The 23551-nt window shown below is 45.2% G+C and carries 21 protein-coding genes; 14 read left to right on the top strand and 7 right to left on the bottom strand.

The genetic code is table 11. From position 1 onward, the window contains the following. Positions 1-388 precede the first annotated feature (388 nt). Positions 389-748 (top strand): DUF3135 domain-containing protein, encoded by a 360-nt coding sequence (locus tag OEY58_16935; GenBank protein MDH5327145.1) that lies wholly within the window; start codon positions 389-391, stop codon positions 746-748. A 109-nt stretch (positions 749-857) separates the two neighbouring features. Further along, positions 858-1247, top strand: coding sequence for a cytochrome c (locus OEY58_16930; GenBank protein MDH5327144.1), 390 nt, complete (start codon positions 858-860; stop codon positions 1245-1247). On the opposite strand, the gene OEY58_16925 is transcribed toward OEY58_16930, so the two are convergent. From OEY58_16925 to OEY58_16910, 4 genes are read right to left on the bottom strand one after another with little or no spacing between them, the layout of a single operon-like run. Then, on the bottom strand, positions 1240-2346 hold the full coding sequence (locus tag OEY58_16925; GenBank protein MDH5327143.1) for an ion channel: 1107 nt from the start codon (positions 2344-2346) through the stop codon (positions 1240-1242). The two genes, OEY58_16930 and OEY58_16925, sit on opposite strands and share 8 nt — an antisense overlap. 37 nt (positions 2347-2383) lie before the next feature. Then, positions 2384-3040: an SOS response-associated peptidase gene (locus OEY58_16920; GenBank protein MDH5327142.1), complete on the bottom strand. Its 657-nt coding sequence runs from the start codon at positions 3038-3040 to the stop codon at positions 2384-2386. Between the two features lie 6 nt (positions 3041-3046). Then, complete coding sequence (locus OEY58_16915; protein ID MDH5327141.1) at positions 3047-3892, bottom strand: ATP-binding protein; 846 nt, start codon at positions 3890-3892, stop codon at positions 3047-3049. A 25-nt stretch (positions 3893-3917) separates the two neighbouring features. After that, positions 3918-4268, bottom strand: coding sequence for a hypothetical protein (locus OEY58_16910; protein MDH5327140.1), 351 nt, complete (start codon positions 4266-4268; stop codon positions 3918-3920). 242 nt (positions 4269-4510) lie between these two features. Here OEY58_16910 and OEY58_16905 point away from each other — a divergent pair, with 242 nt between their 5' ends. The 3 genes from OEY58_16905 (at position 4511) to OEY58_16895 (ending at position 8200) form a co-directional block, all read left to right on the top strand. Continuing rightward, complete coding sequence (locus tag OEY58_16905; protein MDH5327139.1) at positions 4511-4789, top strand: hypothetical protein; 279 nt, start codon at positions 4511-4513, stop codon at positions 4787-4789. 107 nt (positions 4790-4896) lie between these two features. After that, positions 4897-5190 carry a hypothetical protein gene (locus OEY58_16900; GenBank protein MDH5327138.1) on the top strand — a complete coding sequence of 98 codons (294 nt, stop codon included), beginning with the start codon at positions 4897-4899 and terminating at the stop codon, positions 5188-5190. A gap of 292 nt (positions 5191-5482) precedes the next feature. Further along, complete coding sequence (locus OEY58_16895) at positions 5483-8200, top strand: protein kinase (GenBank protein ID MDH5327137.1); 2718 nt, start codon at positions 5483-5485, stop codon at positions 8198-8200. A 13-nt stretch (positions 8201-8213) separates the two neighbouring features. Here OEY58_16895 and OEY58_16890 read toward each other — a convergent pair whose 3' ends face one another. The 3 genes from OEY58_16890 to egtB form a co-directional block, all read right to left on the bottom strand. After that, positions 8214-8957 carry a phospholipase D family protein gene (locus OEY58_16890; protein ID MDH5327136.1) on the bottom strand — a complete coding sequence of 248 codons (744 nt, stop codon included), beginning with the start codon at positions 8955-8957 and terminating at the stop codon, positions 8214-8216. 188 nt (positions 8958-9145) lie between these two features. Next, positions 9146-10117 (bottom strand): L-histidine N(alpha)-methyltransferase, encoded by a 972-nt coding sequence (gene egtD / locus OEY58_16885; protein MDH5327135.1) that lies wholly within the window; start codon positions 10115-10117, stop codon positions 9146-9148. Next, positions 10117-11415, bottom strand: a complete 1299-nt coding sequence (egtB, locus tag OEY58_16880; protein MDH5327134.1) for an ergothioneine biosynthesis protein EgtB — start codon at positions 11413-11415, stop codon at positions 10117-10119. The genes egtD and egtB overlap by 1 nt, the downstream gene beginning before the upstream one ends. A 462-nt stretch (positions 11416-11877) precedes the next feature. Here egtB and OEY58_16875 point away from each other — a divergent pair, with 462 nt between their 5' ends. From OEY58_16875 to OEY58_16835, 9 genes are all read left to right on the top strand, one after another. Next, positions 11878-12240: a hypothetical protein gene (locus OEY58_16875; protein ID MDH5327133.1), complete on the top strand. Its 363-nt coding sequence runs from the start codon at positions 11878-11880 to the stop codon at positions 12238-12240. Positions 12241-12295: 55 nt separating this feature from the next. Next, a complete protein-coding gene (locus OEY58_16870) occupies positions 12296-14860 on the top strand; it encodes a PEGA domain-containing protein (protein MDH5327132.1) in 2565 nt (854 codons plus the stop codon). 13 nt (positions 14861-14873) lie between these two features. Then, entirely contained in the window at positions 14874-16238 is a 1365-nt protein-coding gene (locus OEY58_16865) for a hypothetical protein (GenBank protein MDH5327131.1), read from the top strand. A gap of 4 nt (positions 16239-16242) precedes the next feature. Beyond that, positions 16243-17724, top strand: a complete 1482-nt coding sequence (locus OEY58_16860; GenBank protein MDH5327130.1) for a hypothetical protein — start codon at positions 16243-16245, stop codon at positions 17722-17724. Between the two features lie 101 nt (positions 17725-17825). After that, a complete protein-coding gene (locus OEY58_16855) occupies positions 17826-19433 on the top strand; it encodes an ABC transporter substrate-binding protein (protein ID MDH5327129.1) in 1608 nt (535 codons plus the stop codon). 128 nt (positions 19434-19561) lie between these two features. Then, complete coding sequence (locus OEY58_16850; protein ID MDH5327128.1) at positions 19562-20518, top strand: ABC transporter permease; 957 nt, start codon at positions 19562-19564, stop codon at positions 20516-20518. Then, positions 20515-21408 (top strand): ABC transporter permease, encoded by an 894-nt coding sequence (locus OEY58_16845; GenBank protein MDH5327127.1) that lies wholly within the window; start codon positions 20515-20517, stop codon positions 21406-21408. The genes OEY58_16850 and OEY58_16845 overlap by 4 nt, the downstream gene beginning before the upstream one ends. Continuing rightward, a complete protein-coding gene (locus OEY58_16840; protein ID MDH5327126.1) occupies positions 21409-22512 on the top strand; it encodes an ABC transporter ATP-binding protein in 1104 nt (367 codons plus the stop codon). It abuts the gene before it with no gap. Between the two features lie 8 nt (positions 22513-22520). Then, positions 22521-23519 carry an ATP-binding cassette domain-containing protein gene (locus tag OEY58_16835; GenBank protein MDH5327125.1) on the top strand — a complete coding sequence of 333 codons (999 nt, stop codon included), beginning with the start codon at positions 22521-22523 and terminating at the stop codon, positions 23517-23519. Positions 23520-23551 lie beyond the last annotated feature (32 nt).

Here is a 23551-nt window from a genome sequence, read left to right as displayed (position 1 = left end):
GCAAGGTGGAAAGGTTAAATATTAAACAATTTTTTGTTACAGAGGATTTAATATTTACCATAAAAACAAAGCATTACAAAATAGGTAAATTATTAATCAATAAATACAACAGCATAGCTGCATTGACTCCCACAGGGATATCTGGATAATGTTCTTCAAGTGCACTAGAGTTTAATTCAGAGAGTGAAGTTTCGGGGTGGCACTATCCGGTAGTTCGAGAGGGTTCGGGCCCGGGTTTTAAAGAAATAGTCGTGGTATTCAGTTACTGTCTGCAATTATACAATGAAGGATTCGAATTATTAAGTGCATGTAACAAGTAACTTTTAACTTTCTGGTTTGCCCGACAGTAGCCCAATTGGGGCGCAAGATCAGCAACGGGAGTCGGGGTATGGTTAGTAACTCTTTCCAAAAAGAAAAATTTAATTTTGAATTGTGGGCTGAATTATCTGTAAAAGATCCACAGGCGTTTGAAGAGTTGCGTCAGCAAACGGTGGATGAATTTATCGGTAGTGTGGCGGAAGAAAGACAGGAGCGTTTGCGGTGTCTACAGTGGAAAGTGGACCGTGTGAGGGAAACACAAAAAACTCCGTTAGCGGCTTGTGTGGCCATCTCGGATATGATGTGGGATTCATTAGAGCGTTTGAACCAGTTGTACAATGATTACGAAAGTGTCACAAGCGTGAAAAGCGGGAAGCGTGTTTTAACTCCCTTGCCTAGCGCCTCCGTGATTCCGTTTGGGGCACGCTAATAATAACGATTTGTTTTGCTGCTGCTTAAGCCCGGTTCGTCCGGGCTTTTTTCTTTTATAGGTTTTTTTCTTATATAATTGAATTTACTACCTAACAAGGAAATTGGGCATGGTAATTAAATTCATTATTTTCACTGTGGCTGTGTCTGTATTAGTAGCTTGTGACAAACCGTCGCCGGAACAATGGCGCCAGAAACAGCACTTACCGCCGGAAGGATTTGTGGGTAATGCTCAAAAGGGTGGGCAATTGTTTCATTCCATGTGCGCGCAATGCCACGGTGCAGCTGCAAAAGGCAGTGATCGTGGGCCGCCTTTGGTGCACAAGGTGTACAATTCCAAACATCATGCAGATATTGCTTTTCATTGGGCTGTGCGTGATGGCGTGAAACAGCATCATTGGAAATTTGGAAATATGCCGCCTATTGCTATGTCACCTGAAGACACCGGGCATATTATTGCTTATATCCGGCAGAAACAAAGAGAAGCGGGAATTAAATAAGGCTCTCGTTGATCTGCAATGCCCGTCGTATATGTTCGGAACTGGGCTCCTGGTTTTCTCTTACCATAAGCAATAAAGCTTGAGCGTTGACTTCCTGATTGGGCGGTGCGTTGCAGACCGGCTCGCCCGACTCATCGATGTAGGCCAATGCGGTGCCGCATCCGGCCGACATCAGTAAAGACACGACCTGGCCCCAGGTTTGGTGTTTAACCTTAACCTCATAACGTTGCGGATGATCGCCGTCATGCATAAAAAGGTTTTCCAGAATTTTCTCTGAACCGGGCGCGGCAATGGCGCGTACCAGCAATTCCGGATAGGAGCGCACCGGGCGCAGTACCGCATGAGCGCCGGCGTTGACTAAGCGTTCGCGATTTTCATCATCAATACATTCGGCAATCACAAAAGCTTGGTTTGACCCCAATTCCTGAATCCGATGCAGGATGTCGAAAGTTAAAGCGTCTGAGGTAATGTCATACTCGTGTTTGGATAGCACCACGATATATTTGGCAGCACGAACGTTGACCGCTTCGAGGTTCTGTTTTTTATCCGGGTATCCGGTGTGATGTACTACGCGCAGTTTGCGCAGTTCTGTGGGTAATCCTTCCGGATACTGGCGTGTCAGTATCTGGATAGGAATATTTTTCAATTCCGGAATCATTCGAATCTGGGTAAACAAGCGTAAAAAATAGGCTGTACCCCCTGATGCCGGTGTGTTGATTATCAGTAAATGATCAACCATATCCCACTCCCAATTTCCTTCTAACATGCGTTTTTTTCGTTCCAGTCGGCCTTCGAAATATTCTCCGGCAAAATGTGCTAACACAAACACCCCACCAAAATACAGGACGATGATGGTGCTGATGCGACCTTCCACACTGGCGGCGGACAAGTCGCCGTAGCCCACCGTGGTTATAGTGGTCAGGGTCAGCCACAATGCATCCCCCAGTGAAAGATTTTCGAAGCGAATCATTAGCAGCGTGTGTGCCGCAATAAACACAGTCAGTACTGTAAAACTGCGGCGGGCGCTGCGCCAAATATCGATATCTGCCACGAACTTGGCGCGACTGCGCTGCCATTGTTTGAATAAGCCCGGAATCATCTTAAACCGTGTTCATTTGCTTGTTTAACATGGGTTTCTATTCAATGGGATCGATACATTTGGGGCTATTATTAGCTGGGCGGTTAACAAAACGATCCACTGCATAAGTGACCAGTTTCCCGCTTTGAGAGGCTTGTAACAACACAGAGGGATCATCGTTACTTAGCCATTCTTCGTAGTGTTGCGGCTCAATGAAAACCGGCATGCGGTCGTGAATTTGACATGTATCGGCATTAGCCTCTGTGGTTAAAAGGGCGCAGGAGGTGATGGATTGGCCGTTTTTTGGGTCAGTCCACAGTTCCCACAATCCGGCAAACGCCATAATTTGTTTATCCTGCCTTTGTATATAGTAGGGTTGCTTGCCGGTTTCAGTTGCTGTCCATTCGTAGTAACCGTCCGCGGGTATGAGACAGCGGCGCTGCTTGTAAGCGGCGCGAAAGGCGGGTTTTTCCTTTACCGTTTCTGCCCGCGCATTGATCATCGGGGCATTTTTGGGCAAGGTTTTCATCCAAAAGGGTATCAGGCCCCAACGCAGGATACCGGCTTCGCGTCCGGATGCGCCGCTTCGAATCGCCAGTACCGGTTGAGTCGGTGCGATATTATAGGAGGCCTCCAGTTCCGACAGCTCCGATTGGGCTTCGAATTGTTGCAGTACTTCCATTATAGTATGAGACAGGGTGAATCGTCCGCACATAATCAATTAGACATCCGTATTAATTTTTCCGTGGTTTTTTTGTGTTCGTTGTTGATGTTCTTGTTGCGATTGTAAAAACTGATTTTGGCTATAGTGTATCGCAAACTGTTTTGCGGTACGCCCGCTTTTTGAGCCTCGGGCAATGGCGAAACGGTTCGCTAAAATGTGCAATGTGTGTCGGTCAGTTTCATGGGGGAGGTAGTGATCTACCAGGCGTAAATAGCTTTGTGTGTCCGGCGCATAAAAAGACAGCCATAAGCCAAAACGGTCCGCTAAAGAGGTTTTTTCCTCAATGGTGTCGCTAAAGTGAATTTCGCCCTGATCGGAGAAGGACTCTAGATTGTCCTGCATAAATTGAGGCATCAAAAGCCGCCGATTGGAAGAGGCATAAATCAGGACATTGTCCGGAGGCACTTCGATGGAGCCTTCCAAGACACTTTTCAGGTGTTTGTATTGGGTTTCCTGAGGGTCGAAGGACAGATCATCGCAAAAGATAATAAACTTAAACGGCTGTTCACGGATGGTATCCACTACGTCCGGAAAAAATGCTAAATCATCTTTATCCATTTCAATCAAGCGTAAGCCTTTCGAACTTAGTTCATTAAAAATCGCTTTGATGAGGGAAGACTTGCCCGTACCTTTAGCACCCCACAGTAAAGCGTGATTGGCAGGATGGTTGTTGACAAAACTATGGGTATTGCGCAGTAATTGGGACGTTTGTGTGTCAATGCCTACCAGGTCATCTAAGCTGATCGTATCTGTGTTTTTAACAAAGCGAAGCGACTGGGAATGTTTGCGCCATACAGCGGCTTTGTACACCGCCCAGTCTGTTGGGGCATTGGGATCTGACATGTTAAGCGATTGATCAGAATTTGCTTTAACGTTGCTCCAGGGCGTTTTCTTGTTTGTTTGGGGTAACGGGTGTTTTGTCTGTTTTGGATGGGGATGTTCGGGCGATGGTAGCTTTGCATTTTTCAATGGCAAGAAACATTGCGTCGGAGCCGAATTTATGATTTGAAACCATATTGAGTGTAATGACACCTTCGGTTCGGGAAGTCCAGCGGTAACCCAGGTCGACGGATTTGGGAAAGTAGGGTGTGGAGGAAAGCGCCCATTTATCTTCGTCCGCGATGTAGCATAGCCACAGCATTTTGTTCCGGGACTGAACCGGCCTGCGGTAGTACAACATATAACCGTGTTCACTGGAACGGCTGATTTTTTCTCCCATTTCTACCACCTCTTTTTTATGTGCGATCCGTAACACGATTCTGGGTAATTAGTTGAGGAAACTTTACTTAACTATACAAACTGATTAATAAAATGTGTAGGGGTTTTTTTTATTTCCTGCCAATAGGATATACTCAATTGCTGGAATGAGGAGCTTCATATAACTAAAAAAGAAAAGGATCAACAGTTATATCTTTCGTTCTTAATAAAGATGTTGTGGTTTGAAATGATTTGGAGAGCATAATGAACAAATTGAGTTTTTTTGCCGCACTGTCTTTGGTTGCGGTTTTTATCAGTTCCAAGGCTATGGGACATGAGCCACTTTTGGAGGAAGACAAAGCCAAGAAACAGCGCTATCAGATATTTATTGCGGAGCACAATGCGATTGTTCGTGGCAATTCTGTATCGATGAAATCTATTTTCAAAATTGATTTGGAAACGGGGACGGTATGGCGTTATCGTCAGGGCGTAGATTCTAAGGGTAAGCCTTACGAGGAATTTTTCGAGGTGCCAAATCAGTAGACAGGGGCGAATATGGTATGTGATTTGCAAACTGTTTGTTTTTAGGGGTTGATGTTATAGTTGATATCTCATTAAATATCAATTAGATAGATAACACCGGATAGAACATGACTGAAGCACCGGAAATTTTTATTTCCCATTCCATCATAAGCAATTCCAAGCGCGTGAATGGTAGCAAAGACCATTTTAGACAAGCCATCATAGGCCTGATTCATGCGGGACATGTGGTAGCGGCTTATGAACAAACCACTGATAGGCCCACCATCGTCTTTAGAGATGCCGCCAGTTTTGAGTATTGGTACGATAACTTCGCTCGGATTCAGGGTTGGGTTGTACCGGAGCTGCCGCAGCAGACACAAAGGGATGTTACGGACTATTTCAATTGCGCGCGGATTGAGTAGAAAAATCAGCCTGGTTTTCCTGGCATTCAAGCTTACTGCTGAGCGTTTGGGCCGATTTCGTTCAACACTTTGAAATTTCAAGTTAAATATATTAAAAACGATGGCGAATTGCGTCATGATCAGGTAGGTTTGAAGGTTTGGGAGTGATAAACTGTATCTTGGACCCGGACGGGTGGCCTATGTATCAGTAAGGCAAAAATGTTACAGTAAAGCAATAACCTTGGCCCTCCTTAGTAGAGTATTCAAACGTTGTGTTTTTCAGAAGTTATCGAATTGAATTAGAGCAAATCAGGTGAGTTCAAATAGTATCAGTGGCACACTCCCGGAAGGTTACCGCCTTCATTGGTATGAGTTTAAATCTGTGCTGGGTCGCGGCGGATACGGTATAACCTATCTTGCTGAGGATACGAATCTTGACCGAACAGTTGCCATTAAAGAGTATTTACCTACCGATTTTGCCGCCCGCAAGGGGGATAATACGGTAGAACCCTTGACCGGAGAGCAGGGAGAATTGTTCCGTTGGGGGTTGAACAGTTTTTTGAAGGAGGCAAAAACTCTCGCTAAGTTTAATCACCCCAATATAGTCCGTGTCGTGAGTGTGTTTGAACACAACAACACTGCCTATATGGTCATGGAGTACGAACAAGGTGAAGATTTAGCCAGTATCTACAAAAAACGCTCAGGAAATTTTACTGAAGCCCAATTACTGGATATTTTTGTACCCATTCTGGATGGCTTGGCTTTGGTTCACACTGAAGGTTTTATCCATCGCGATATTAAACCGGCAAATATTTTTATTCGTAAGGACGATTCTCCCGTATTGTTGGATTTCGGTTCAGCCAGACAAACAGTGGGAAGTCAGACACGCACGCTTACCAGCCTGGTGACCTACGGCTATGCCCCTTTTGAACAATATAATGAGGGCAATGGTAAACAAGGTCCCTGGACAGATATTTACGCACTGGGAGCAACACTCTATTACGGTATTGTTGGGCGCAAACCCGAGGATGCGCTTAATCGAGGGTCCTACTTTCTCAACAACAAAGCGGATCCCTACACGCCGGTTTGTCAAATTGCCACCGATCGTTATTCTCGAAACTTTCTCCTGTCGATAGACAATGCATTGATTTTTAAAGCAGAAAATAGACCACAAAACATATTGGCATGGGCTGATATGCTATTGGGAACAACCCAAGCACCGGAATTGCCTGCCTATATGTTGGAAAACCCACAAGCCGATGATCATGTGGAAACGACCATTATCATGTCAATGGATTCCGGACCTTCACAAACTGATTCCGCCCAAGCCAATCGAGGCCTGATCGATGTAAGCGGCCGACGTTTGGTTCGTTCCGAAGCCGATAAAACCATTACGAGTCCGTCGCAACAATATGTAGCCACGGAGCAGTTGAGTGAATCTGCGGTTATTGAGGCTGTGACTGAGGCACAAGCCCAGGCACATGCTCAAGCTCAGGCTCAGGCTCAGGCTCAGGCTCAGGCTCAAGCACAAGCCCAGGCGCATGCAAAATACAACCAAAACACCACCGCGACAGTGGTTAGAAATGAGTACGAAAGAAACGCGACAAAGCCAAAATCCGCCGTGCGCCTTCCAGTGGCTGCCGCGCTGTTGGTGGGCATTGTTACATTCGGCGGTTTCTGGATTTACAGCTTGGATGCTCCGCAAGTGACACCGGTGTCCGCTGAGCAAAAACAAATAGCGCATTTAATCGAACAGGCGGACAAGGCGTTTGCAGCCGGTCGATTAGTGTTTCCGGAAGGAACTGCTGCGGCTTATCGTTATTTGGAAGTATTGGAACTCGAGCCTAACAATCCTCTGGCTAAGCAGGGGATGGACAAGGTACTGAACCATCTGTCCAAGAAGGTAAGCAATAGCATAAGTCATGACGATATTGTGCAGGCCGAAGCGCTGGCTCGAGTGATGGTGGAATTGGCGCCGCGGTCAAACATTGCTTTAACGGCTCAGTCTTTGGTTAAAGATGCATTGCGTCAAAGTAACCGAAATGTGGACAACGTATTGGCTGCTGCGCGCTCCGATTTTATAGCCGGACGTATTGTGGCCCCTGAAGGGGATAATGCCCTGGAAAAATTCCGTCAGGTTTTGCAGTTGGATCCAAACAATGAATCGGCCATAGTGGGGATCAAGGAATTGTTGGCTTATTATCGTAAATTGGCTGAAACCAACATCAGCCGCGGACAGCTGACCAAGGCTCAGGCCCATATCAATAATATTGCCATAGTGGATCCCCGCTCTCCTGAAGTTCAACGCTTACAGCAGCTTGTTAACTCAACGCGTGAATCTGCTGACAAGAAAAACCGCGTTAAATCCCTGCTGTCTCAAGCGCAACGGGAATTTAGTCGAGAAAATTACTTTTCAGTATCCGGCACCAGTGCGCTGTCCTTCTACCAGGAAATCCTGATTTTGGAACCCCGGAATGAAAGCGCAAATAAGGGATTGGCGCATATAGAAAAGCACTATAGGGGGCAGTTGAATCGGTTTATTCAGCAGGCCAGGTTAGATCAGATTGAGGTCTTGGTTAAGGAAATCAAAGCGGCATTTCCCGGATCCGAATTGGCTGATGAGGCAGTTCGTAAATTGAGCAACCTGAAACAGGCGGCACAACCCCGCGAGAATACACCGCTGGAGATTACTCCCCTGACCCCATCCAAGCCCGGTGTGGAAATAGCCGGTGAAATTATGGGACGGTATAAGGCGGCATTGGAAAAACGTCTTATTAGCGATGTGCAGAGTCTTAGTGAGTTTCAGCCCGGGCGCAAAGAATTTATCAATCAATTCTTGAGTCACTATAAATCCTTTGATGTAACGGTTACCGGTTTCAAATACATTGCCAGAGACCGAAAAGCTCTTGCCAAAGTGCAACTAACGGGCTTGGTGGATAAAAGCGGCTACTCGGTCAGACCCGGAGCCTGGGGTACTTTTGGCATTGAAATCAAGCAAAACCGTGCAGGTGACTGGCGGGTATTTTGGTAACTTCGAGTTCCGCTCAATGCATCGGTTCTTCGTATATACGACTACCTATATAGTTGATATCCCTAAATAGGCGGCTTTTGTCGCTAATAATTTCGTTAATTTCATGATAAATGCTGGATACGGAAAAATTGTCCGTGATTCGAAACATAGTCTCGTAGTGGCTGGTGAAACCGGCCCGAGTGAAATCTGCTGTGCCCAAATACGCAACCGTACCATCAATTACATAAATTTTTGAATGGACAAAAATCTGGTTGCTGGTGAGCTTGTCGGCGTAGGGGGAAGCGATGACGTGGAACGGCATATTTGGTGTGTAGGAATAGCTGTATACGCGGATACGATTGATTAAGTAAAATAAAAACAGACTTACCGGGATGGCGGCGTAGGCCCACAACAACAGATCATGAGTAATAAGTTCTGCATACCATCCCAAACTCAAGCCCAATAAGAGTAATAAATACCCTAAAATCATACCCCCCAAACGCAGCCGCCGATTTTTAACATTGGTGTGCTGAGATTGTTTGATCAGTTTTCGGTAAATGTGTTTGGCACCGTTTTTTCCTTCAAAATTCGTGCTGGTGATTAACATTACGTTAACCCCTTGCCGATGCTTTGATAGTAATAAATCTACATTTTCTTTGGATACAAAGGGCGTCACCACCAGAACGGTTTGTCGAGCATGGAGCATATCGTTGTAAACATTGCCCCCTGCATTGGTTCCCAGGTAAAGAAAACAGTTGTTTACAGGTAAATTCAACACAGTCTGATTCCTAATAATGCAACTGAGTGGGTATTGTAATTTAATGATGATGAAAGGGAAGGGGGTAGGAGGGGTAATATGCACACTTTAAGATAGGGATATGAATAAAAATAGAACAGTTTCGGAGCCTCTGGAAAGAAGCGATTCGGTCCAATTGTCCTACGACCGGTACTACTTTTGGAGCAGAGTTATTCCGCTTCCAAATAATGTACGCTGAACAATTCCTGCTCATCAGTCCAGACTTTGGGGTTATGAAACCCTGCTTTTTTGGCCAGAGCATGAAATTCCTCTACGTGGTATTTGTATGAGTTTTCGGTGTGTATGGTTTCGTCCTTGAGAAATTCAAAAGTTTCCCCAGCCACTTGTACTTGTTGATCCGAGGTGCTGACCAGATGCATTTCAATTCGGCCAAGATCTTCGTTGTAAAAAGCTTTGTGGTCGAATCGGTCTAAATCAAAATCCGCATCCAGATCTTTATTCAGGCGTGAAAGTAAATTGAGATTAAATGCGGCGGTTAGGCCTTCGGAGTCGTTATAGGCGGCATTGAGTATGGCGGATTCTTTTTTTAAGTCCACACCAATCAGCAAACCTCCGCCTCGCTCCACCATGTCTGCCATGTTTCCCAGAAATTCAACAGCATCAGCAGGTTCAAAATTCCCTATACTGGAGCCGGGAAAAAAGGCCACTTTAGGCCCGGTTTCATCCACCGCAGGTAATGGAACAGGCTCGGTAAAATCGGCGCACACGGCATGCACCTCCAGCCAGGGAAATTCGCTTGCCAGTTTTCGTGCTTCTTGTTTCAAATAGGATTTTGATATATCAACCGGTAAATAGGCTCTGGGTTGAATGGCATCTAATAGTTGGCGGACTTTTTGGCTGTTGCCACTGCCGGGTTCCACCAGCACACAGCCTGTATCAATACAACCGGTGATTTTTTCCATGTTGTCCTTAATAATACTGTGCTCAGTACGGGTTGGGTAATAATCATTGGTTTTACATATGGCATCAAATAGGTGCGAACCCTTTTCATCATACAAATATTTGGGAGATATTCTTCTTTGCTCCGGGTTCGACAAACCCTGTAACACTTCCTGGCGGATGTTTACCGCCGGCGGGTGTAAATCATGAAAGACAATGTCCTGTAAAATAGGGGTGTGCATTATGCTATATCCTCGGCTAGTCGAAATCCGCAAAACTGCCAACGCTCGTGTGGGTAAAAAAAGTTTCGATATGTGGCACGCAGGTGATCTGCCGGGGTGGCGCAGGAGCCACCCCGCAGAACGATTTGGTTACTCATAAACTTACCGTTGTATTCGCCCAAGGGGCCAAATGCTTGTTTATAACCAGGGTAGGCGCAATAGGGGCTTTGAGTCCATTCCCATACATCGCCATACAATTTAGCCATAGTATGTGTTTCATAGAGCGCATTGGGTTGTAAATAGCCGGTGTCGCGAAAATTTCCTGCTATTGGGTATTGCCTGGCAACGTACTCCCATTCGGCTTCCGTCGGTAAGCGTTTCCCGGCCCAACGAGCATAAGCAAGCGCTTCATAGGCGCTGACGTGACACACAGGGGCATGCCAATCGATGGGCTTCATGCCGGCCAAGGTCATATACCACCATTCACCGTCACGCTGTTCCCAATATAATGGAGACTGCCAACTGTTATGATGTAGAGTTTTCCATGCATCAGAAAGCCAGTATTCGGCATTGTGATAAGCACCGTCTTCCATAAAGGCCAAATACTCTGCGTTTGTTACGGGTCTTGAAGCTAATTTAAAACTATTGAGGAATACGGTGTGTCTGGGGTATTCATTGTCGTAGGCAAACTCTTCGTATGCAGTCCCGGCCTTGGCTTTTGCTCCCATGTTTGTCAGACCGCCACTTACTTCCAGCCATTGAAACTTGGGGCTTTCAGCGCAAACACCGGGTAACTCGGTATATACCGGTCTTAGCGGGTTATAGGAAAAAGCATGTTTAATATCGGTGAGTAAAAGCTCCTGATGTTGCTGCTCATGGTGCAGGCCCACGATAATGCGCCGAGTAATTTCTGCCATGTCCGGATGCGATGGGTTAGTGAGCAAAGTCTCAACGTGTCTATCAACATATTCGCGATAGGTAAATATTTGTTTGACGGTTGGTCTGGATAATTGTCCTCGCTCCGCGCGCGGGTGATAGTGACCAATACTGTCATAGTAGGAGTTAAACAGATCTGAATAGAGCGGATGGTATTCTCGGTATGCTTGAAAAAATGGTTTCAAGATCAGGGTTTCGAAAAACCAGGCAGTATGCGCTAAATGCCATTTGGGTGGACTGACTTCAGGGCAGGTTTGTATTCCATAGTCTTCTATTTCCAGGGGCTCACATAATTGAACGGTCTGTGAGCGGATTTTGCAATATTGTTGCAATAATTCCTGAGCCGTTTCCCTGTTCCTGCTGCGAACTTCCATGACTGTCATGAGTTTATAGTTTTATTGAATGTAAGGGAACTTCCGCTTAACTCTGTGAATTATACCTGTCGCCATATCCACACCGAAATTAATCAAAGGTTCTGTAAAAAAATCAGCATTATCTTAACGTATTACCGTTAAGGTTTAAAGTGAGCGGAGATTTTCTTTGTTTCATGTAATGACATTGCTTGGCTTGTGAGCTGTTTTACTATTTGGTACAAAAATTGATGTTACTGGATGTGCCAAAAAGTGACACAGTTCCTTAATTTAAAAGAATTCTTGAACCGCTAAAGGCTGTAATCGGCACAGCCGATATAGCTCCATACAACAGCTTAGCAAGCACATTTAGCTTCAAGTTTCAGCAATTTAGTTACGCGAATTCTACGAGGATTATCCATGGGCTTTTCTACGCGAGTAATTACGATTTTTTGTGTTTTTCTTTTATCCGCATGTGGTACGGGAATTAGCGGAATGGTTCGTTTGGTGGATTACAACAACCAGGAAGTACCTAACGCGAACGCCGAAGGTATTGTCGTCAATATGATTAACACCTCGCTTCCCATTGAGGAAGCGTCATACTCGGTCAGAACCGGGAAAAGTGGGAAATTCGAGTCTGAAGATGGAAAAATAAAACCCGGCTTATACAAGATAGAAGCAGGAAAAACCGGTTACATCACTGAAACCATGACGGTTCAAGTGGATGGATCCAGTGAGGTGGTATTGGATCTGAAAAAAATTCCGTCAAAATCTCGTCGATCTCATCGTTCATCACGTAGCGATCATGACAAAATCGTCAATCCCGGGGAAGTCAATATCCAGCCACCGTCCATGTAAGGACGCAAAAACCAAGTCTCGATGATCGGGAGTATTTGTCTTAATGGAGGGGCAAATGGGCCAATTTAAATATATTTTTGCAACCGCATTTCTTTTGTTGTTGGTTGTCGGTTGTTCCGAATCACCTGTGGACATTCAGTTACAGGTCAATGCTGAATTCAATGGAGCCGCAGTCAGCGGTGCTATCGTTAATGTTGATGGTGTTGCCGTCGGTCAGACTGACGCGAACGGTTCTCTGAATACCGCTATCGCCAAACTGAATCAGCAGGTCGTAAAAGTATCGGTCGTTAAGGATGCAGACGGTATTAAAACCAACGTTTGGGACGGTGAATTCAAGGTTGAAAAGAAAGAGAATGAAGAAAAACTGAGCCAGGTGCTGGATGTCAGGTTACAGAATTATGTAACGGTGGTGGTGGCTGCTAAAGACATTCCCCTGAGTGAAGTCGTTGTAAAGAACGGCAACGAAACCATTGGAACCACGGATGCTAACGGAAGATTGGCTTATGCATTCGATTTCTGGCCGAAGAAAGGCCTTCGCTTACAAGTTGATAAAAAGGGTTATGCCGCAAAAACGGTAAGCTACAAGGGCAACTCCGGCGATGCAGTGGAAGTCAACCTGTATGAACGTGCCGTGATTCGCTTTAGTGCCAATGCCGATCAGAGCGGTACGGTAAAACCCATTGAAGGTGCATCGGTCTATCTTGGTAAACGTCTTCTGGGAAAAACCGGCGGGGATGGTTACTTTACCTATCGACATAAAGGTAAGCATGGAGGAAAAATCAAGTTTACCCTGGTCGCCAGAGGTTACATTCCCTCAAGTTGGAGTAAATCTGTTGTAATGGACGGGAAAAAAACCTATGAGCGCACGTTCTATTCAGAAACCCCAACACGAATCAAAACGGGTATTTACTCCGTAGTCAGCAATACCTCAGGGGAGGATATATCCACTGTAACGAATAGGGTGAAAAAGCAACTCCAGGAAAGATTTTTCAAGGAATCCAAGGCTTTTGAAGAAGTTCCGGAAACTCAGTTGGTGAAACTGGTTCGTAACTCAAAGTTGAGTATGGAAAAACTGAAAAGCAAAGGATGGGAAAAGAACCGATTGGCTCGAAATCTCGATCTGCTGGTGTTGGGTAGCGTCAGTCGAAGTCCGAACAATGATTACGTTATTGAAGTCAATTTCCACCGCAAAGACGGTCAATTGGTAATGAGTCATGTGGCAACGTCAGGTAGTGACAGTAATTGGAGGATCGGCCGGGCTGTAGGTGAAATTGTAGAAACAGTTCTGGAACGGTATCCGTTTGAGGGCATGGTGACTGCGGTGGACAAAGATAATTACCGTATAAATCTCGGTGATGACTTATTCCCCTTGTCCAGAAACGATATATTTGAAATTCGATCGGTAAAAAGCGACGCTGCGGGCCGCGTCGTCAAAACGGTGGCTATTGGCAGTACCGAAGTAGACAGTGCGCGTAGTAAGTATACAACCTTGGAAACCATCAAAAAGAAAGTAAAAGTTGGCGATAGGGTAGTTCGAATTGACTCGCCCAGTGGTAAGGAAGGCGAGTTTGTACAACTGAACATAAAAGGCGGCGTGGATGCAGATACCAGACCCTTGCCCGGTGTTAATGTTTATGCCGAAGAAAAATGGGTGGGAATTACTAACCGTAGTGGAACGATAAAAATCCCAGCCAGAGTAGGCCGGGACCTGGACCTGGTTCTCTACAAACACGGTTACAAGCAAATCATGAAATCAGTTGAACCGGAGTCCAATAACCAAAACTACGAATTCGTGATGCAATCCTACAGTTCTATGCTCACTGTGGCATCGCAACCTGCAGGGGCAAAAGTATTCCTCGACGATGAGCAAATTGGCGTTACTCCTATGAACAAACCGTACAATGTTACCTTAGGTTTTCATACGGTTCGCTTGCAGTTGGGTGGAGATTACCGAGACTGGGAAGAAGTGATCGAGTTTAACAAAAGTGAAGAAAATAGAACCGGTAGCAACAAAATTACACTGTACAAAGATTTTGTCACAATTGCAGAAAAGGCTCACGCCGGTGGAAAAATTGACGCCGCCGTAGAAGCGTACAAACAAACGAATTCAATGCACCCGGACTACGCCGAAGCACGACATCGACTGGCGCAAATATATTTGGACGATAAACAGGACTACGATGCCGCAATTCGTGAGTTTGAAAACGTACAGGAACTCCCGGAAGTCAAAGACCTGGTTTTGAAACAATACGCAGTGGTGTATACCAATTTGGGACACGCGTATTACGCCAAAGGCGATAGTATTTTGGACGTGGATAAAAAATCTGCGGCACAATACTTTGCAAAAGCCATTAAAGCGCTGAATACAGCCAAAGAGAATACGCGGTTTTTTCCTAACGAAAGCTATGATGAGGTGTTGCACGACACTTACTATTATTCAGCTATCGCTTTCCACAATCTGTACAAGTTGACGGGAAAATCGGCGCTTCAGGATAGTGCCGATTTAGCTTGGCAGCAATATTTTGACTTCTTTCCGGTAGGACTGGAGACAAATCAGGAATACATGAAAATCAAAGCAACCGCGCAACGCTTATGGAATGAGTTAAAGGTAGACGCTTAATTCCGGAGGTTTGGTGTTGTCACAAGTCGTTAAAGTATTCGGATTGGCGCTCTTTTTAGCGGGGTCAATTACATGGGCTAACTCGGATGTCAAGAATGGCACAGACCAAGGTGGTTGGACGGATTTGTCTGCGATACCGGATCCTGTACCGGGCCCAATAAAGTCTGCCGAAGAAGTTGCGGACAAGAAAAACGCCGCAAATGCCAGGACGACAGATTCGCCAATCACTCCTGATGCGAAGGTGAAGCCGGAGGAATTGATGCCGGACTCGGGCGAGGGCGGTGTGGTCGCAGAGACAAGTCAGGAACTGACGTTGAAACCGGACTATGTTCGTCCGTTGATGCCGGTAAATGAAATCGGAAAGAATGATTCCAACCCCCGTTGGGCACCCAACGGAGGAATTTTGAGCTTTGAACGCGCTTCCGACGGCAAACAGGAAATAGTTATTGCAACGATTCAAGGTCATGTTCTAAAGAATATTTATCACAAATCCAAAGTAGAGGACTCAGGGGATTTCGCTTTGGATATATTGCTACCGGAGCTCGAAGAAGCTGGAAACAGCTTCAATGCCAACCTTACATGGTCATCGAACAGTAAGGAATTTGTTTTTATGAGCAATGCCGGCGAAGGAAACTACGACATCTATCTTGATGGTTTGGAGTCCGTTGCTGCAGTACGGTTAACCAAGGAACGGCAAAAAGATGCACAACCGCATTGGTCTCCTTCTGGAAACAATGTGGTGTTTGTGTCGGGACGCTCCGGAGGGGCGTTGATATATTTGTTGGATTTGCAGACTAAGATGTTGAAAAGAGTCAGTCAGGGTAATGAATCTTTCTTGTACCCGCGTTGGTCACCGGATGGGAAAAAAATAGTAGTTATGTACGGTAGTAATGAAAACCACGACATTCTTGTTCTGGATAATCCGGGAGAGGGATTTACCATACGTGCTATAAGCCGATGGAACTATGATGATCTAAGCCCCACTTGGTCACCGGATGGAAAGAAGATTGCTTTTTATAGCAATTACAATGAAGAAGGGAATCCAAAAAAGTGGTCCATTGTTGTTGTTGATGCGGACTTAGCTGAAACGGAAGATCTAAAACAATTTGTGGTGGCAACCAATGTGATTCCTGATGTGGCCAGTGGTCCGGCATGGCTTCCGGACGGGAATCATATCGTGTACGTGAAAAACAACGAGCATGATTACAGTCCCATCTATATTGCTGATATTGGTTCGGGAATGAGTCGGAAATTGGATACCGGGACAAACATAAACCACGATGTGAGTTGTTCCAAAGACGGTGTAATAGCATTTCGAACTCAAGTTGATCAATGGGATCGAATTTATTTAACTAGAATTACCAACTTAAAGATATAGCCCAATGAACGGTAAAAAAATAGTATGGTTTTCTATAGCGGTTGCCAGTACAGTATGGGTGGCGGCTGTGTTCGCAAAACCTGATCCGGTCACCAGCGCCGGTAAACTGCTAAAAACTCACTATTACGACTCAGCCGCAAAGACTCTGCAACGGGAAATGCATGCTTTAGGCAATAACGCCAGTGCCAATTTCGCTCTGGGGTTGGCGTACCACAAAAACTCAATCTTGCATCAGGAATTGTACAATTCTTCCTTGGAAACCGAAAATCGTTACATGGAGAAATTGATTAAGCGATTTAAAAAAAACAAGTCCAAGTACGCGTATTTATACTATGGTGAAGCTTTGGCCTCCATGGGTGATCATTTAAAAGCTTTGAAATATTACAAACGTTTCAAATCCAGGCGGGGAGTGGAAAAAAAATATAAGGATATCAGCACAATTGCCTCCGGAACAAGTAACTATTATTTGGGGAACAAGAGTGCGGCAATTGATATCTGGAAAAATATCAAGACCTCCGATAAAGATGTCCTGGCAGAGCTGGCTGTTGCGCTTTACACAACAGGAAGCGATAAGAAGAAAGCAGGCAAAATAGTCGACGATCTCGTTAATAGTATTGGCAACAATAAAATTACACCGCGAATACTCAATGCTGTATTGCTGGTGTATGCAACGCCGGAAAAATTCGGTCAAGCTTTACAGCTATTGCAAAGGACGGACATATCCGTGCCGGACCATGTGGAAAACATTGGAAAGCAAAAAACCCTGCGATTTTACAAGATGACTCTCTCAAAAGCGATGTCTGAGGTTTTCAGGCAGGCTGCCCAATTTTATCTCAACCGAGCTAAATCTGAACAAAAATACCTGGGTGTTTCAGAATACTATCTTGCAGAATCCGCAATGTATTTTGCCACGGATAAAAGCAGCATCAGTGACATTGGGGCAATTCACACGGTACAGTTACCGGAAAAGTTGGCCACTAAAGGTAGAATCCAAACCTTGGTAGTGAAGTATTTGCAAAAGAAAGGCGCAGGAATATCTGAAGAACTGGAAGCGATTGCAGCAGAAAATAAGACCAATCCCGATGTTTTGGCCGACGTGGTTAATGCCTGTTCCAGAATTAGCCAAAAGTGCTATAAAGCTTTGGGATCCGCAAAAGCGGTTTCCAATAGAATGAGTGGAAAGACAGTTCGAACATTGAACATGGCGATTGGTAATTACTATCTACAACAGAATATTGTCGATGTGGCATTAGAATATCTGGAAACCGGGCGCGATAAGAATATGAAAAACCGAATAGATACCAATGATCCGGTGTTATTGGTGAACTTAGCCAAAGTGTATTTAGCTAACAAGAGTTTTTCTGAAAACCTGGAAATATATTTTGAGCTGAGTAAAGAATTTCCGGTGGTAAGAAACATCCAAAACGCCGTTCAAGGAATCTATTCCATGGAGTTCAAAAGTGCAGGGGATGTAAAGATCTTTTAGTAAAAAATAGAGGCTGCACTCACTGTATGTAATACGGTGGTGTAGGCAGGTTCCATGCTTATTAAGCTTATATTACGGCAATAAATGTAGAGGGTATCCAGATGAGAACACAGTTTAAGTTGACACTGATGTCGATATTGTTGATCGCCGTTGCCTCATCGGTAGAGGCGATTCCAAGAAAGGACGGTAAGCCGGACGGTGGTACTTTAAATTACGGCGAATACGGGCGACCGGCTACTCTAGACCCGGTAACCAGCAACGATATGATTGCGATGCGAATCACCGAGTTGCTGTTTAACGGCTTGGTTGGTATAAACCAAAAACAGCAAATAGTTCCTGAATTGGCCGAAAAGTGGAACATCAGTAATGATAACCGTGTTTATACGTTTACCTTACGCAAAGATGTTAAATGGCATCCGCGAGAGGGTGTTTCAAAACCTTTTACCGCAAAAGATGTCGTGTTTACACACGCAATTATGATGCACCCCAAGACTATAACACCGCTGAAAGTACGTTATGAATTTATCCAGTCGGTAAAACAATTGGACGATTACACAGTGGAGTTTACCCTGAAACGCCCCATTTTGAACGCGTTGGCTAAGTTTACTTTTAAGATCATTCCGGAGCATGGTCCGGCCAATGGGCAGTATTTGAAACGAGATGACCCATTTGTCCGCCAACCCATTGGTACGGGTCCGTATATTCTTAAAGAAGTAACCGGCAATGGAGATATTGTAATGGTTGCAAATGAGGAATACTTCAAAGGTAGACCTCATTTGGATCAATTTGTGGCTAAGCCATTCGCCGATCAAAATATTATGAACCAAGCGCTAATGTTTAATTCAATTAATATGACTGTATTGGTTAATCCGAGAAACATACCCGAGTTACAGGGTGACAAACGCTATGTGTTACAACCTTATAATGCTTTGTCCTATGCGTTTTTTGGTTATAACACACGACACCCCTTGTTGTCAGACAAGCGGGTGAGAAAAGCGTTCACCATGGCTATCAATCGCCACGAAATGTTGCGTTCCTTTTTTAATAATCGAGGAACTGTGATTTCCGGTCCCTTTGCTCCCGGTAGTTGGGCCTACAATTTGGACGTTAAGCCGATGGAATACAGCAGTCAAGAGGCGGTACGTTTACTCACAGAGGCAGGTTTTAGCAAAGGTAGTGACGGTGTGATGCAGAAGGATGGAAAAAAACTGAATTTGACTTTGCGGGTACCCATTGCAAAAGAAAGCGAAGCAACCAAACGAGTCGTGTTGTCGTTCCAAAATTACTTGAAGCAGATCGGTGCCGATATCAAGGTTGAGTTTATGGAATGGCAGGCGTGGAAAGAAGCAGTGTTTTTGAAACATGAGTTTGACATCATGTTTGCATCCTGGGTGTTTGACGATTCTGCGGATATATCCTCGTTATTTCATTCCGGAGAAATCGGGCCATGGAAGAACAACTTTGGCGGATATTCCAATCCGGAAGTGGACGGTTTGATTACAGAGGCCAAACTGAGCTTGGATCACGAGAAAAAACGCACTATCTACCGTAAACTTCACGCTGTCTTATCCGAGGAAAACCCCTACTCTTTCTTGTGGACGTTAACCAATTACGCCGGGTATAACAAAAATATTCGACACGTAAAGATCCATCCCTATAAGTTTTTCTCTTTCGCGGATGATTGGTATATGCCCAAAGGTAAGCAATAGAGTACCAAACTATACCAATGCCGGTTGATATCTCGGGAATGTCTGTTTAACTCCTGAATGAGCAGTGCTTCGTTCCTGGATATCAATCGGCTTCTTTGTAAGCGCCGTAGGAAGCCAAAGTTCTCCAGATGAGCCAACAAAAAGTTAAAAGATTAGTGGCAGTATCCGCCAAAGAGTTACTGTTAACCGCTTTGCTGCTATTGGGGGTCAGCTGGGTTGTGTTTTTAATTTTGTATTTAGCGCCCGGCGATCCTTTTGTCGCCATGCTGGGCGGACGTATGCTGCAAGGGGAAGAAAGAGAAGCGGCACTGCAGGCATTGGGTTTACCCAGTACCTGGTATGGCCAATATTTTTCCTGGCTGATTAATATGTTGCAAGGGGATTTTGGGGAGTCCTTACGCAACGGTCAGCCGGTGGCCGCAGAGCTTTGGAATAGCGGTTTAAAAACGCTGCTGCTGACGATGGGAGCTTTGTTGGTGACATTGCTTATTGCTGTACCTGTCTCTATATACAATGCGATCCACACAGGTACCAAGACAGCTTGGATCTTAAAAATGTTTGCTTATATCGTATCGGCATTACCCCTGTTTTGGTTGGCGTATGTAGCAATTTATTGGTTTACTCAAAAATTGGGGATGTTTCCGGTGCTGACAGGATCTCAGACTGATTGGAACTGGGTTTATATCGCCGTCCCGGTCGTGCTGCTGGGGGTGGGTAATGGCGCTATAAGTGAAATCGTACGTCATTTGCATGAAGAGCTGGGACGCGTTTTAAACGAAGAATATATTCGTACGGCCCGTGCCAAGGGGGCGTCTGTTTGGAGGCATGCGTTTAAAGAGGGTCTACTGTTACCCGTGAGCGAGATTATCGCTTCAAAAATCCCTTTTGTGATCGGTGGCGCGATTATTGTGGAACAGATTTTCAACTGGCCGGGGATGGGACGCCTGGCCTGGCAAGCAGCTTTAGATCGAGACTTCCCGGTGATTATGGGCATTGCGATCGTCACGGCTGTGTTTGTCCGTTTTGCCAGTCTTTGTAACAGATTTATTTACATCTCCGTTAACCCGCGAGCATCCAACGAGTGAAAACCCGATATATACAAACTACCGAAACCATAGATGAGTACTCACATCTACCGCTTTGGAAAACCTGTTCCAAAATCGATTTGATTTACATCGTCTATGGTTTGTTGGTGTTGGCCACGGTATTGGTATCCTATGGCTTGGGTGCGTTGAATTGGTTGCCTAGTGATCCGGACAGTATGGACTTGGAAAATATGATGGTTGCGCCTTTGACATCCGGCTATTTTCTGGGCACGGATTATATGGGTAGAGATCTGTTGTCCCGTTTAATAATTGGGATTCAAGCGTATTTTGTTCCTGGACTTCTGTCCATATTCATATCTCTCAGTCTTGGTTCAATTATGGGGATTTTGTCAGGGTATCAGGGTGGGCGTGTGGAATCGGTGGTTGAGTATTTCTCCAATCTTATCGATTCTTTTCCTCGACTGGTGTTAATTTTGCTGTTTATTGCCGCCTTTACTCCGAATATCTATATCATCATGATAGTGGTTGGTTTAACTACAGCGCCGGTTGTGGCTGGTCTGGTGCGTGGCAAAATATTATTTCTTAAGCAACGTAACTTTGTCGAATCGGCAATTGCTATGGGGTTACCAACCTATCAGATTATTCTAAAACACATCCTCTGGTACAACTGTCGTTCTATCTTGTTGATACAGGCAACTCTTGGCATGGCGGAAGCGATCTTAATCGAAACCAGTTTGAGCTACTTGGGGTTTGGTGTGCAGGAGCCGGTGCCCTCCTGGGGCAATATGGTTCAGTCGGGATCCAATTATCTCATGCAAGGTAACTTCTGGCCTTCTACAGCGCCGGCTTTAGCAATTTTAGCGACCGTACTTGGCTTTCACTTATTAGGTGATGGGCTAAACAACGTATTGGAACGCAAGGAGCGGTAGGTGGAACATATTCCCTTGTTACAAATAGAGGACCTTCGTACCTACTTCTATTCCAGTGCCAAACAGGCTTTCATCCGCTCTGTGGATGGAGTGGATTTAACCATAGAGCAAGGGAGTACTTTGGGAATTGTAGGTGAGAGTGGAAGTGGTAAAAGCATTACCATGTTATCCACCATGGGGCTGATCAGCGCCAATCCCGGTGTATTAACCGGTAAGGTGTTATTGAATCAGAAAGGAAATCCTGTCAATCTTTTGGAAGGCTTAGAGCAATACGTCGAATTGGAACACAATAGCGGCAAAATACTCAAGCTTAGTAAAGATAACCGGGCTTGGAAAAAGCAACAGGAAAAGAATATGGCTACGGTCAGGGGTAAGCAAATATCCATGATATTTCAAAATCCCAAAGCAGCCATGAACCCCTATGAAACCATTGGTAAGCAAATAAGTGAAATGATTAAGCTGCATACCGAGATCAAAGACAATAATTCAGCAAAAGAAAAAGCCATCAGTTGGCTGGAAAGAGTGAAAATCGACTCACCCGGTATGCGTTTCGAAAACTATCCTCACGGTTTATCCGGCGGGATGTGTCAACGAGCGATGATTGCCATGGCACTTTCCTCGGAACCTTCTTTACTCATTGCCGATGAACCAACCACGGGATTGGATGCCACCATACAAAGCAAAATAGTGGAGTTATTGCAGGAGTTACAAACAGATTTGGGGATTACCACGATACTGATCAGTCACGACATCAGTGTTATTACTAAGTTGGCGGATTCAGTAGCGGTGATGTATGGCGGCAAAGTACTGGAAAACGGTCCGGCGGAATTGGTGTTAAAAGCCAATGAAGATGCCAGCCATCCGTATACGCGGGCATTACTGGCGTCGATCCCCGATTTGAGTAATGTGGATGCAAACGGTCGATTACCGGCTATTCCCGGAGAGGTTCTGGATACGATTAATCTGACTCAGGGTTGCCGCTTTTATGCGCGCTGCGAAAAATTCACGACTCAATGTGAAAGCAAATGCAAAACTCAGGAACCGCCTTTGTTTAGAATGGACGGTAAACATCACATTCGGTGTTGGTTGTTTGAAAAAGGTTAAAGTGGCTCATGTCTAAGACTATTTTGGAAGTCAAGAATCTGAGCAAACACTATGCTCATCATGGCGGGTTCTTCGGCACTGCCCAATCTACCGTACCTGCGGTGGACGATGTCAGTTTTAACTTAAAGGAAAACGAGACTATGGGTCTGGTGGGGGAGTCCGGCTGCGGTAAGACCACAACCGGTAAGTCCATAGTTAAGCTGGTACAACCGACCTCGGGTAATATTATATACGACGGTACAGATATCACTCATATAACGAACCGGGAGTTTCGCCAGTACCGCAGTCAGATTCAAATGATTTTTCAGGATTTGGATGCCGCCTTGAACCCTAAAATGCGGATTGGGGATATTCTGGCCGAGGCCGTGAAGATTCATCAAAAAAGTCTGGATAAAGGTCAAGTACGGAATCGAGTCTATGAACTTCTGGAAATGGTTAACTTTAAGAAAAACAAACTTACCAGTTTTCCCAGCGAGTTGTCCGGTGGTGAGAAACGACGGGTCGGTTTAGCCAGAGTGCTGGCAGTAGAACCCAAACTGATCGTTGCTGATGAGCCCACCAGTGCTCTGGACGTATCTATTCAGGCACAGGTGGTAAACCTGATGCGTGATTTGCAAACTGACTTGGGGTTGAGTTATCTGTTTATTTCACATGATTTGCAGTTGGTGGAATTAATCAGTCACAAAATAGCCGTGATGTACTTGGGCCGTATCGTGGAACTGGGGGCCTCCGAGGCCATAATAAGAAACCCTCGCCACCCTTATACTAAAATTCTTTGGTCATCATTGGTTCATAAAGATAACGCGGAAGCCGAAAACGTCACTGATAGCGGGATATCCTGGGGAGTATTTGATTTTGCGCAAAACTCTCAGGGTTGTCGCTTTGCATCACGTTGTCCGGAGTACCTTAACCGTGGTAAACCCAGCGAGTGTTTACTCCGAGCACCGGAGCTATTGGAAACACAATCCGGCGAGGTCCATAAGGTCGCCTGCCATTTTCCCTTGTAATCAGGGAGACCTGCTGTCTCCCTGTACGTCAC

The organism is Gammaproteobacteria bacterium, from assembly GCA_029882975.1.
GTDB lineage: Bacteria > Pseudomonadota > Gammaproteobacteria > SZUA-152 > SZUA-152 > JAJDNG01.
The sequence above is the reverse complement of the archived record's forward strand: the minus strand, read 5'-3'. Positions and strand labels throughout refer to the sequence as shown.